General features: G+C 44.5%; 13 protein-coding genes and 1 other annotated feature. All 13 genes read right to left on the minus strand.

Annotation, left to right across the window (positions count from 1 at the left end):
• Complete coding sequence (locus E2491_RS01865; RefSeq protein WP_371414441.1) at positions 1–1,329, minus strand: solute carrier family 23 protein; 1,329 nt, start codon at positions 1,327–1,329, stop codon at positions 1–3.
• Positions 1,330–1,445: 116 nt separating this feature from the next.
• Positions 1,446–1,982 carry a bifunctional pyr operon transcriptional regulator/uracil phosphoribosyltransferase PyrR gene (pyrR, locus tag E2491_RS01870; RefSeq protein ID WP_134371955.1) on the minus strand — a complete coding sequence of 179 codons (537 nt, stop codon included), beginning with the start codon at positions 1,980–1,982 and terminating at the stop codon, positions 1,446–1,448.
• A gap of 160 nt (positions 1,983–2,142) precedes the next feature.
• A complete protein-coding gene (locus E2491_RS01875; protein ID WP_134371957.1) occupies positions 2,143–3,054 on the minus strand; it encodes an RluA family pseudouridine synthase in 912 nt (303 codons plus the stop codon).
• Entirely contained in the window at positions 3,020–3,508 is a 489-nt protein-coding gene (gene lspA, locus E2491_RS01880) for a signal peptidase II (RefSeq protein ID WP_134371959.1), read from the minus strand. Before lspA ends, E2491_RS01875 begins: the two co-directional genes overlap by 35 nt.
• Before the next feature lie 333 nt (positions 3,509–3,841).
• Complete coding sequence (ileS, locus tag E2491_RS01885) at positions 3,842–6,616, minus strand: isoleucine--tRNA ligase (RefSeq protein WP_134371961.1); 2,775 nt, start codon at positions 6,614–6,616, stop codon at positions 3,842–3,844.
• 56 nt (positions 6,617–6,672) lie between these two features.
• Positions 6,673–6,903: a binding site (T-box leader), on the minus strand.
• A gap of 71 nt (positions 6,904–6,974) precedes the next feature.
• Positions 6,975–7,487 carry a DivIVA domain-containing protein gene (locus E2491_RS01890; RefSeq protein WP_134372276.1) on the minus strand — a complete coding sequence of 171 codons (513 nt, stop codon included), beginning with the start codon at positions 7,485–7,487 and terminating at the stop codon, positions 6,975–6,977.
• Positions 7,488–7,586: 99 nt separating this feature from the next.
• On the minus strand, positions 7,587–8,357 hold the full coding sequence (locus E2491_RS01895; protein WP_134371963.1) for a YlmH family RNA-binding protein: 771 nt from the start codon (positions 8,355–8,357) through the stop codon (positions 7,587–7,589).
• A gap of 65 nt (positions 8,358–8,422) precedes the next feature.
• Positions 8,423–8,686, minus strand: coding sequence for a YggT family protein (locus tag E2491_RS01900; RefSeq protein ID WP_134371965.1), 264 nt, complete (start codon positions 8,684–8,686; stop codon positions 8,423–8,425).
• A 21-nt stretch (positions 8,687–8,707) separates the two neighbouring features.
• A complete protein-coding gene (locus E2491_RS01905) occupies positions 8,708–9,133 on the minus strand; it encodes a cell division protein SepF (protein ID WP_134371967.1) in 426 nt (141 codons plus the stop codon).
• 17 nt (positions 9,134–9,150) lie between these two features.
• Positions 9,151–9,825: a YggS family pyridoxal phosphate-dependent enzyme gene (locus tag E2491_RS01910; RefSeq protein ID WP_134371969.1), complete on the minus strand. Its 675-nt coding sequence runs from the start codon at positions 9,823–9,825 to the stop codon at positions 9,151–9,153.
• Between the two features lie 2 nt (positions 9,826–9,827).
• On the minus strand, positions 9,828–10,631 hold the full coding sequence (gene pgeF, locus E2491_RS01915) for a peptidoglycan editing factor PgeF (protein ID WP_134372278.1): 804 nt from the start codon (positions 10,629–10,631) through the stop codon (positions 9,828–9,830).
• Positions 10,632–10,737: 106 nt separating this feature from the next.
• Entirely contained in the window at positions 10,738–11,001 is a 264-nt protein-coding gene (locus E2491_RS01920; protein WP_134371971.1) for a YlmC/YmxH family sporulation protein, read from the minus strand.
• A 209-nt stretch (positions 11,002–11,210) separates the two neighbouring features.
• Entirely contained in the window at positions 11,211–11,984 is a 774-nt protein-coding gene (sigG, locus tag E2491_RS01925) for an RNA polymerase sporulation sigma factor SigG (RefSeq protein ID WP_134371973.1), read from the minus strand.
• Positions 11,985–12,062 lie beyond the last annotated feature (78 nt).

The following is a 12,062-nucleotide window of genomic DNA, read 5'->3' on the forward strand; positions in this document are numbered from 1 at the left end:
TTAAGCAGCTTTATTCTTTTCGTTAAATAATGTTTCTTCTTCTTTTCTTCTGCCCGGCAGAATGAGATTAAGCGCGATCCCGATGATGGCAGCAAGCGCCATGCCAGGAAGGACGAATGTTTCTGTAAACTGTACGTATGCACCGCCTACTCCGATAATCATGATCACAGATGCGATAATCAGATTTCTTTTATGAGAGAAATCCACTTTTGCTTCGATCAGCATGCGGAGACCGCTTGATGCAATGATCCCGAACAGCAGGATCGATACCCCGCCCATAACCGGAGTCGGAATGGAGCTGATCAGTGCAGAGATTTTACCGACAAAACCGAACAGGATCGCAAGCACAGCTGCTCCTCCAATGACAAACACACTAAAGATTCTCGTGATTGCAAGCACGCCGATATTTTCCCCGTACGTCGTATTTGGCGGACCGCCAATCATCGCTGCAATCATTGTTGCCACTCCGTCACCAAGAATCGAACGGTGAAGACCCGGCTTTTCTAAAAAGTTTCTTCCAACCACCTTACTAACCACCATCTGATGACCTGTATGCTCGGATAATGTCACGATGGCGATTGGTACCATGATAATGATGCCTGTCCATGAAAATGCAGGCGTATAATCAACAAACGGGATGAATAAATCCGGTACTGCGAACCATGGCGCGTCGAGCACCTGCTGAAAGTCCACAAGCCCTGCAAAAAGTGCTGCGATATATCCACCTGCTATACCGATCAGAATCGGAATCAGACCAAAAATCTTTTTAAAGTAAATCGAAGCGATCACTGTTATCGCAAGTGTAATCAGCGCTACCGCAATATGCGTTCCGCTGTAAATGAACTCAGCTGGATTCTCAGCTAGTGGATTTTCATACATCGCCATATTCACAGCGGTACCTGCAAGTCCGAGCCCGATGACGATAATGACCGGACCTACCACAACCGGCGGAAGGATTCTCATTAACCAGCTGACGCCGAATTTATAAATTAAGAGTGCGACAAGTCCGTAGGCAAGCCCTGCGAAAAACGCACCAAGCATCGCCGCTCCGGGACCTCCAAGCTGTGTAGCCGTAATAATCGGTACAATAAAGGCGAAGGATGATCCAAGATAAGCAGGAATCTGTCCTTTTGTAATCAGAAGATAAGCAAGTGTTCCCAGTCCGCTTGAGATCAGCGCTACAGCCGGGCTGAGTCCCACAAGCATCGGTACAAGGACCGTTGCGCCAAACATAGCGAATAAGTGCTGAAGGCTTAATGTCAGCCATTGATCCCATTTCGGTTTTTCCTCAACATCAAGTACCGGTTTAACTCTTTCAGTGTTTTCCACGATTCATTCCTCCTATTAAAAAACCTCTTTGCCAGGCATGGCAAAGAGGCACAGGAAGACATACTTGTCCTCGTGTATTCTCCTTTGCCAGCCTCTCTGGACTGCATTAAAGGATGTTACTTATAAATAGTAACCTGTTCATTATCATCGGTTTCTGCAAGCTCTACCCGGATTTTTTCCTCACTTGATGTGGGAATATTCTTTCCGACAAAATCCGCTCTGATCGGCAGCTCCCGATGACCTCTGTCGATCAGTACCGCCAGCTGTATCTGAGTCGGACGGCCGTTATCCATAATGGCATCCATTGCTGCCCTTACTGTTCTGCCGGTGTAAAGCACATCATCAACGACAATGACTTTTTTGTCAGTCACCTGCAGTGACAGATCTTTGTTGTGAACAACCGGTTCACCCGATCCATGCTTCTTTTCAAGATCGTCACGATACATCGTAATGTCCAGCTCACCGACTGGCACCGTTACACTTTCTATCGCTTCGATCCGTTCCCTCAGTCGTTCAGCAAGGTGAATGCCACGCGTTTTTATGCCGATCAGCACGCAGTTTTCCACCCCTTTATTCCGCTCAATGATTTCGTGGGCGATTCTCGTAAGGGCCCGCTTCATCATCTGCTCGTCCATGACAACTGTTTCCGGCATCTGATCATTCCTTTCACAAAAAAACCCTTCCGCCAAAGTACACGGAAGGGTAGACGGATATTTACATAGCCGTCAAATATGTCCTTCCCTGCCTCTCTGGACCGGATTAAAGGTTTCGCTCATTAAGTTGTTCTCATTGTATCGGGATCACCTGCAAAAGTCAACGATCATTTTTAAGCATGTCGACAAATGTACTGAAGCTTTCCGGAGGCGGGCATGAGAATTCCATGTATTCATCCGTCGCAGGGTGAATAAATCCAAGTACGCCTGCATGTAAAGCCTGTCCATTCAGATCAGGCGTTTTTCTCGGCCCGTATTTCGGATCTCCAGCTAGAGGAAAACCGATATACTTCAAGTGAACGCGGATCTGATGCGTTCTGCCTGTTTCAAGCTCACATTCAACGTGTGTGAACTCTTTAAAACGGTCCAGCACTCTGAAATGTGTCACTGCTTTTTTGCCCTGATCCACAACTGCCATGCTTTGGCGATCCTTCGTATCACGGCCAATCGGAGCATCAATCGTTCCGTATTCGTGTGGTATCAAACCATGCACGACTGCCTGATATTTTCTTGTAACGGTTTTATCGACGAGCTGCTGAACAAGCTTTTCATGAGCGGCATCGTTTTTGGCAACCATTAGAAGACCTGAAGTATCCTTATCAATCCGGTGGACAATCCCCGGACGCAAAACGCCATTAATGCCTGAAAGGTCTTTACAGTGAGCCATCAGTCCATTGACAAGCGTGCCGGAAAGATGACCAGGTGCAGGATGAACAACCATCCCTTTCGGCTTATTCACGACAAGAACATCTTTGTCCTCATAATAAATATCAAGGTTTATTTCTTCCGCTTCAATGTCCAAAGGTTCCGGATCAGGAATCTTGATTGAAATTTCGTCACCCTGAACGGCCTTATAATTTGGTTTCGTTTTATTACCGTTTACGGTTACGTTACCTTCTTTGATCCATTGCTGAACCTGCGTTCTTGACCAGTCTCCTTCAAGGCCTGCAAGAACGGCATCAAGACGTTTACCTTTTTCATTTTCCTGTATTAAGTGTTGAATGCTTTCCATTTTTCTTCCTCTTTTCCTGCACTTCTTCGATAATCATCTGGACGAAGAGCAATACTACTCCAATTGTTAGAGCGGCATCTGCAATGTTGAAAATAAAATTAAAGATCGTAAGCTGAAGAAAATCGACAACTTCCTGTCTGAAGATCCGGTCAATAAAATTCCCGATTGCTCCACCAAGTAAAATCATTAAACTGACACTGAACAGTACGTTTCCTTTAGCATGCTTGTGAAAATAATAAAGAATACCACCGATCACGATTAAGGTGACAATATAAAATAACCACATCTGTCCCTCAAGCATCCCCCAGGCAGCGCCTGTGTTACGGTGAGAAGTCAAATAAAAGAATCCATCCACCACATTAATGGACTCACCAACCTCCATATTGCGGACCACCAGATACTTCGTCAGCTGATCCACTGCGATAATGAATAAAGCCAGCAAATAATAGATCACTTGTTTACCTCCGTATTCTCGTTGCAAACCCTTAACGTATTGTAGCACAATTCAACGCCGCAGGCATAACCACGTGAGAAAGATTTCTAACTCTGACAAAGATTTTGACTGATCTCCCCAAAGTGAAGGGCAGGCGGAGGGGAAGCTAGCTTCCCTCCCGCCTGCCCTTCACTTTGGGGACTTTTCAGGCTCTGCCTGAAAAGCGGGTCAAACGTCCGTTTGACCCGGATCAGTCAAAATCGGATCAGAAAACATCCCTTCTCCTAAAACGGTCCTGTAAACCACGCAAAGAAAAAGCTGCCTGATCCAACAGGCAGCTTTTTCACAGGTTCATTATTCTGCAGTCAAGTGAGCATAATGCTCCTTCACAACACCTGCACAGCGCGGGCAAAGTGTCGGGTGGTCGCTGTCCTGTCCAACCTCAGTTGAAACCGTCCAGCAGCGGTCACACGTTTCTCCTTCCGCCTTCTCAACAGACACTTTATGTCCCTCAAATTGAAGCGCTTCTGAAGGAGCACCTTCAGCACCCTTCAATTCAAAATCAGACACAATAAACAGCTGTTTTAAATCTTCACTTACAGATGACAACAATGCATGCGTCTTATCATCAGCATACAGCGTCACTTTCGCTGACAGTGATTTACCGATCAGCTTCGCATTTCTCGCTTCTTCAAGTGCCTTCAGTACATCATCACGCACATCCAGGAACGTGTTCCACTTATCAAGCAGTGCTTTTTCATTTTCAAACGTCTCAGCTACAGGCATATCCGTCAGCTGAACACTCTCCTCTTCCACACCCGGAATGAAAGCCCATACCTCATCCGCAGTATGAGAAAGAATTGGAGACAACAGCTTCACAAGAGATACAAGTGACTCGTACATTACCGTCTGCATAGCACGGCGATCCTTGTGATCTGCTGCTTCGATATATAAAATATCCTTCGCAAAATCAAGATAGAACGAGCTCAGGTCTGTCGTGCAGAAATTATTAATCGTGTGATAGATGGACGCAAACTCATAATTTTCATAAGAAGCGTTCACTGATTTAACAACCTGATTCAGACGGACCATCATGAACTGATCCACTTCTCTTAGCTCATTGAACGAAACAGCATTTTTTGCAGGTTCGAAATCGTCCAGGTTTGCCAGTAGAAAACGCAGTGTATTACGGATCTTTCTATATACTTCTGCAACCTGCTTCAAGATCGGATCAGATACACGTACATCAGCCTGATAATCTACAGAAGCAACCCATAGTCTCAGAATATCAGCACCGAGCTGATTCATTACCTTAGACGGAAGCACAACATTTCCAAGTGATTTACTCATTTTGCGGCCATTTCCATCAAGTGCAAAGCCGTGGCTTAGTACACCTTTATATGGTGCTTTACCTGTTACAGCAACACCGGTTGTAAGCGAAGAGTTAAACCATCCGCGGTACTGGTCACTGCCTTCAAGATACAGATCAGCCGGTCTTTGAAGCTCTGCTCTTGCCTCAAGTACAGACTGGTGGGATGATCCGCTGTCAAACCACACATCCATAATGTCTGTTTCTTTCGTGAAGCGGCCGTTCGGACTGCCCTCATGTGTAAATCCTTCCGGCAGAAGATCCTTCGCCTCTTTTTCAAACCAGATATTTGACCCATGCTCAGCAAATAGCGCTGACACATGGCTGATCGTTTCTTCCGTTATGATCGCATCTCCATTTTCAGCATAAAAAACAGGAATCGGTACACCCCATGCACGTTGACGGGAAATACACCAGTCACCCCGGTCGCGAACCATATTGAAGAGACGTGTTTCACCCCATGCAGGAATCCACTTCGTATCCTTGACTGCCTGAAGCAGCTCTTCACGGAAATTATCAATCGAAGCAAACCATTGTGCTGTGGCACGGAAAATAACCGGTTTTTTCGTTCTCCAGTCGTGCGGATAGCTGTGCGTAAAAAATTCCAGCTTTAACAAAGCGCCGGCTTCTTCAAGTTTTTCTGAAATCGGCTTATTCGCCGTATCATAAAACAGTCCTTCAAAACCAGGTGCCTCTGAAGTAAATACACCTTTATCATCAACCGGACACAATACATCCAGTCCATATTTTTTACCGACAATAAAGTCGTCTTCACCGTGGCCAGGAGCAGTATGAACACAGCCTGTACCTGCATCAGTTGTGACGTGCTCACCAAGAATAACAAGACTCTCGCGGTCATAAAGCGGATGCTGCGCTGTAATATGCTCAAGCTCAGCTCCTTTATGAGTGCTGACAATCTGAGGTGATACCCACTCAAGCTTTTCAGTTACTTCTTCAAGTAACTCTTTGGCTACAACATACTGATCACCGTTTTCTTTTACGAGCACATACTCAAGCTCAGGGTGAAGAGCAATCGCAAGGTTAGCCGGAATCGTCCAAGGTGTCGTTGTCCAGATGATAAATTTCACACCTGCATCCAATACACCCTTTCCATCCTTCACGTCAAATGCAACATAAATAGAAGGTGAACGCTTATCCTGATATTCAATCTCTGCTTCAGCAAGCGCTGACTCACTTGAAGGAGACCAGTAAACAGGCTTTTTCCCTTTGTAGATATAGCCCTTTTTCGCCATATCGCCGAATACACGGATCTGTTGTGCTTCATACTCAGGGTTTAATGTAATATAAGGGTTTTCCCAATCACCACGAACACCGATGCGCTTAAACTGTGATCGCTGGTTATCAATCTGCTGGAGTGCATATTCCGCACATTTTTCACGGAATTCAGCAACCGTCATTTCCTTACGCTTTACACCTTTGTTTGTAAGAGCCTGTTCAATCGGCAGACCGTGTGTATCCCAGCCTGGCACATAAGGTGCGTTAAAACCGCTCATTGATTTATAACGTACAATAAAGTCTTTCAGTACCTTATTCAGCGCGTGCCCCATATGAAGGTCCCCGTTTGCATACGGAGGTCCGTCATGCAGCACAAATAACGGTCTGCCTGCCGTTCTTTCCTGCACCTTGCTATAAATGTCCATCTCTGCCCATTTTTCCTGAATTTCAGGCTCGCGGTTAGGCAGGTTCCCTCTCATTGGAAAAGCTGTTTTAGGCATGAGTAATGTATCTTTGTACTCCATTGTATTTCCTCCTTCAGTCCTCTTTCTTTAAAAAACAAAAAAGACTCCCCATCCCAAAAAGGGACGAGAGAGCCTTATGCTGTCACGCGGTACCACCCTTATAGAAAAACAAAGTGCTGTTTTTCCACTCAAGAAGCTGTTAACGCCGCCACACGTCAGAGCTTACTTACTTTCAGCTCTGAAACTCCAGGATGATCTTCGTCTGTCTGTCCGCACCGGGCTCTCACCTTCCCCGGTTCGCTTTATGTCGGCTCAAATCAGATTACTCTTCCTATCAACGTATATCGTATTCATCAGTTTAATCATTTTTCAACAATCCTATTATAGTCAAACTGCGGACGATCCGTCAATCATTCAATTATTCATGCGGTTCCGGCTCAAGTCTTTTCAGTTCAGTCGTATCTAGGTCGTATTCCATCAGTTCATCCCAGTCTCCGTTATTGATCAGTTCAAGCTGTGCTTCAATCAGCATTTTAAAACGGGTACGGAATACTTTGGACTGTTTTTTCAGCTCTTCAATCTCAATTGCGATCTTACGCGCTTTTGACAGAGACTCATTGACGATCCGGTCTGCATTTTTTTCTGCTTCCTTCACGATAAGTTTTGCTTCCTTATTGGCGTTACGTTTTACTTCCTCAGCTGCTTCCTGTGCCACGACGATGGATTTGTTCAGCGTTTCCTCAATCGTTGTGAAATGCCCAAGACGCTCTGTATGCATGGAAAGCTTTTCCTCAAGCTCTTTTTTCTCACGGAGAACAAGCTCAAAGTCTCTCATCACGTGATCAAGAAATTCGTTCACTTCATCTTCATCATATCCTCTGAAACCTCTGCTGAAATCTTTATTATGTATATCCAATGGCGATAACGGCATCATTGCACCTCCAAAATTATTCATGTTGTCTTTCCATTATACTGATCATTCGACGAATTGTGTGACATTTCCTCTTTTTATCAGAACTTTTTAAAGGACCTACTCCAAATAGAAAAAGCTTGTCCGGATCCTGTCTTTTTTAGTTGTTCCGAGATGTTCACCAATCCGGAAGCGTCCAAACTTCCTGACAGACACCATATCTCCCTGGTCACACTCAAAGGCAATCCGCTCTTCCACTCTGAAATTCACCTTTACTCTTCCGCTTTGAATAAGCTGCTGTGCTTTTTGTCTTGAAATCGACAGCGCAGATGCTGTAATTGTATCAAGTCTCATTGAAGAAACGAAAGCCTGCTTTTCCACCCATTTTTCCAAAGGGGTCCCTTTTTCGTCCCAGGAGATGGCTTCGGTTTTGACAGTCGCCTTTCCGATCTGCGTGACATTCATCGATAAAAATGAAGACATTTCCTTTGTCGTGATAATCTGTACGCCATGCTCAGGGAAAATAATATCACCGAGCTTTTCTCTTTTTATGCCAAGCCCCATCAGTGAACCGAGTACATCACTATGTTCAACTGTGACAAATTTTTCAGGATAGCGGACCTGCAATAAAGACAGTTCAAAATCTTCAAATTGCGGCTCGAAATATGAAGGATAGAACAAAGCTCTTTTCCTCTCCGAATCAACGCCACCTTCAAAAGCAACCTGAACTTCTCCCTGCTGGCCGGCAAGTGACTGCACAATAAACTGCTGTCTTGGATCCAGAAAATCTGTCAGCCTCGGCGCATACTTCATTTCCGTATCTGCTTTCCAGTCGAGAACCTGATCGATAAAATCTTTTTCCTCTTTTCGAAAATGCTGATAGACAGACATACACTCCACTCCTTGTAACAAATAAAGCCCGGTACCGCCCAAAAGGTGGCACCAGGCTAACACTTTTATCTTATAAATAGATAAAGCTGCTGCAATCCCATTCCCGCAAAGTTCAGCGCTATGATCGCCACAATCGGTGAAATATCAATCATGCCGAGTGGCGGGATGATCTTACGGAAAGGCTCTAAATAAGGCTCGCATATTCTGCCGAGAATTTGACCAAATGAACTCTCCCTGGCATTAGGGAACCAGGATAGCAGAATATAAATAATCAGCGCATAGCTGTAAAATTGTAATAACGTAATTAACAAACTAAAAATTGTACCCATTCAGCTACAACCCACCCATCTTTAATCTTCCTGAATTAAATCGGTTATATTACCGCTCACTTCAATATTATCCGGTGTACAAAGAAAAATATCTGTTCCAACACGCTGAATATCGCCGCCGATTGCATAAACGGTTCCACTCAGAAAATCAACAATGCGCTTGGCCTGATCCTTGCTGATGCGCTGAAGATTGACCACAACAGCACGGTGATTTTTCAAATGATCGGCAATCTCCTGAGCTTCAGCATACATTCTTGGCTCCATTAATACCATTTTAGAGGACTGCTGGATGCTCTGAAGGCTGACCACATTCTGCTTTTGATTTGATTTTTTTGAAGGTGATAAAGACCGCGTATTTGATTCTTCCGGACGATCCTCCACTACTTCTTCCATGTATTCTTCTTCTTCACCGAAGAAAAAATCCTTGAATTTTGTTTTCATCCCCATCTCACGGTTTCCCTCCTTTATTCTCCGACGAGCGAAGAGCCGATTCGTATGTAGGTTGCTCCTTCTTGTATGGCAATTTCAAAGTCATTGGACATCCCCATGGAAAGCTCTGTGCAAGGAACATTCGCAAGCTTTTTCTCCTGAATCCGGTCTCTCAGTTCCCTGAGATTCCTGAAACAGTTCCTGAGAACGGCCTCATCCTGTGTGTTTGGAGCCATCGTCATCAAACCGATTACCTCTATCTTATCATAACTTTCTAGCTGTTCGACAAATTCTGATGCATTTTCTGGTGAAAGACCATGTTTTTGTTCTTCACCGGACACATTCACCTGTAAAAAACATTTAATAGGGTGCTCCGCACGCTTCTGAATTTCTTCAGCAAGCGACAGACGATCCAGAGAATGCAAAAAATCAACATCATTAATGACCTTTTTAACTTTTCTTGATTGAAGTGTCCCAATAAAATGCCACTTTATCTGTTCAGCGTGAAGTGCCTTTTTTTTCTCTTCAAGTCCCTCCGGGCGGTTTTCTCCTAAATGTAAAAGACCTGCTTTGACAGCCTCTTCAGCGCGTTCATTTGACACATATTTTGTCACTGCAACAATCGTAACCTCTTTCGGGTCCCGCCCCACCGTCTCGGAAGCTTTATTGACCCGATCCATCACCTGTTCAAGATTCTTATCAACTGACACAATTACCTCTCCTTCCAGCCAATCACCGCAGACATTCTTCCTGTTTTACCCTGATCCCGTCTGTGCGAAAAGAACATGGTATCCTCACAGGACGTACACAGGTCAGAGAGAATGATATTCTCTTCCTTTACTCCTGCCTGAACAAGCAGCTGTTTATTGTACAAAGGAAGGTCAAGTTTATATTGCCCATCTGATACCTCTTGGTAAACATGGTCCATCCCCGGCTGCGTGATATGATTGATGACATAATCATCCACAATATAACAGCAAACACCAATGGATGGGCCAATCAATACGCTGATTTTCTCCGGGCGCACACCTGCATCGCGAGCCTGACTGATCATTTCAGCCCCGATATTTGCCACAGATCCCTTCCAGCCTGCATGCGCAAGCCCAATAAAACCTGTATCCTGTTCAACGAAATAAATAGGTACACAGTCTGCAAAGCCTAAGCTTAGACGGATCTCCGTATCAAACGTCCACAGTCCATCTGCAGCTCTTACTGATTTATCATATGATTCTGCTCCCATTCCGGCATGATGGCGGTTAACACGCACCACCCGTTTACCATGAACCTGATCAGCAAAAATCCACGAATTCAGATCCGTCCCTTCAGCCTCCGCAAGAAGCCTCCGGTTTTGAATCACAGTCTGCACGTCATCATGAACATGCAATCCTGTATTTAATGATTGATAAGCACCTTTGCCTGTTCCGCCATTTTTTGTGGAAAAAAGAGCTGTCAGAGAAGGAAATAAGCTTTTCCATTCCTCGAGCTCTACAAATCGCTCTGATACTGTCTGAATCATCCCCACTTCAATCAGACCTCTCTTCCGTTTCCTGTCATTGCAGGCATTTCAATATGATTCTTCTTTAGAGAGTGTATCATAAATGCGCGCAAAACTCTTTTGAGAACTAAGAATTGTGGTCCTCCCACTGATGCTCCTCCAATTTACTTCTGACAAGGATCACATCATTACCGATTTTCACAATATCCTTCCACGGGATCAGCAATTCCCCACCTTTACTGAACCACCCTTTCCAGCTGGCTGATGACTGTATAATCAGTGCCGCAATTTTTCCTGTCTGGACATTCAGTTCAATATCTGAGATCGGACCAAGTTTTTTACCATCCGTAACGGACACGACATCCTTCGTCTGTAATTCTGAGATTCTCATCGGTCTCCCCCTTTTCTGTATCCTATGCAGAAAGTGAGCATTTTACCTTTACGATTCATTAGGTTCATTCAACGAAAAAAAGACTGACAGTACTCTGATCAGAGTACTGCCAGTCAAGTTGTTGAATTTTTGAATTCAATCACTAATAAGGAACAAGATAAAATACACCTTCTGCTAACCCCTTCAAAAAGACAACCGGTCTTTCATAATTAATAAAAAAACTTATTCAGCTGCCTGATGGCTCCTTTTTCAAGCCTGGAAACCTGAGCCTGTGAAATTCCGATTTCTTCTGCTACTTCCATCTGGGTTTTCCCATTAAAAAAGCGGTTTTGCAGAATGAGCCGTTCCCTTTCATCAAGCTCATCCATTCCATTTTTAATTGAGAGGTCTTCAATCCATTTTTCGTCACTGACTCTGTTATCTTTAATCTGATCCATCACAAACACAGCATCTCCACCATCCTGATAGACCGGTTCAAACAGTGAAACTGGATCCTGTATCGCATCAAGCGCAAAGACAATGTCCTCTACCGGTATACCCGTCCGTTTAGCAACATCCTCTATAGACGGTTCCTTTGAGGTTTCAGCAAGCAGTGCTTCTTTTGCCTGAAGAGATTTATAAGCTGTATCCCGCAGTGAGCGTGATACCCTTATCGGATTATTATCCCTGAGATGACGCCTGATTTCGCCAATAATCATGGGCACTGCATAAGTGGAAAAACGTACATTTTGACCTAAATCAAAGTTATCGATTGATTTCAAAAGACCGATACAGCCTACCTGAAATAAATCATCCGGGTTCTCATTTCGATGACTGAACCGCTGGATCACGCTCAGCACGAGCCGAAGATTGCCATACACAAGTTTTTCTCTCGCATCAGCATCCCCGTTTTGAAAAGCAGAAAAGTATTGCCTCATTTCTTCATTTTTGTAAATGGGCAGAGTGGACGTATCCACACCGCAGATTTCAACTTTCCGTGCCATTTCTATTCCTCCAGTCGGGAGTGTGTTCTCGTTCAGTATTTCCTCCGACTGAAAAAATATGCGGTGTGCTTATTGCCA

The organism is Jeotgalibacillus sp. R-1-5s-1, assembly GCF_004405105.1.
Lineage (GTDB): Bacteria > Bacillota > Bacilli > Bacillales > Jeotgalibacillaceae > Jeotgalibacillus.

What these genes read in the sequence shown, in the direction of transcription:
- pyrR (WP_134371955.1), bottom strand. Translation starts at nt 1,982, where the DNA reads ATGCCGGAAACAGTTGTCATGGACGAGCAGATGATGAAGCGGGCCCTT.
- E2491_RS01875 (WP_134371957.1), bottom strand. Translation starts at nt 3,054, where the DNA reads ATGGAAAGCATTCAACACTTAATACAGGAAAATGAAAAAGGTAAACGT.
- ileS (WP_134371961.1), bottom strand. Translation starts at nt 6,616, where the DNA reads ATGGAGTACAAAGATACATTACTCATGCCTAAAACAGCTTTTCCAATG.
- E2491_RS01890 (WP_134372276.1), bottom strand. Translation starts at nt 7,487, where the DNA reads ATGCCGTTATCGCCATTGGATATACATAATAAAGATTTCAGCAGAGGT.
- E2491_RS01895 (WP_134371963.1), bottom strand. Translation starts at nt 8,357, where the DNA reads ATGTCTGTCTATCAGCATTTTCGAAAAGAGGAAAAAGATTTTATCGAT.
- E2491_RS01900 (WP_134371965.1), bottom strand. Translation starts at nt 8,686, where the DNA reads ATGGGTACAATTTTTAGTTTGTTAATTACGTTATTACAATTTTACAGC.
- E2491_RS01905 (WP_134371967.1), bottom strand. Translation starts at nt 9,133, where the DNA reads ATGGGGATGAAAACAAAATTCAAGGATTTTTTCTTCGGTGAAGAAGAA.
- pgeF (WP_134372278.1), bottom strand. Translation starts at nt 10,631, where the DNA reads ATGATTCAGACAGTATCAGAGCGATTTGTAGAGCTCGAGGAATGGAAA.
- E2491_RS01920 (WP_134371971.1), bottom strand. Translation starts at nt 11,001, where the DNA reads ATGAGAATCTCAGAATTACAGACGAAGGATGTCGTGTCCGTTACGGAT.
- sigG (WP_134371973.1), bottom strand. Translation starts at nt 11,984, where the DNA reads ATGGCACGGAAAGTTGAAATCTGCGGTGTGGATACGTCCACTCTGCCC.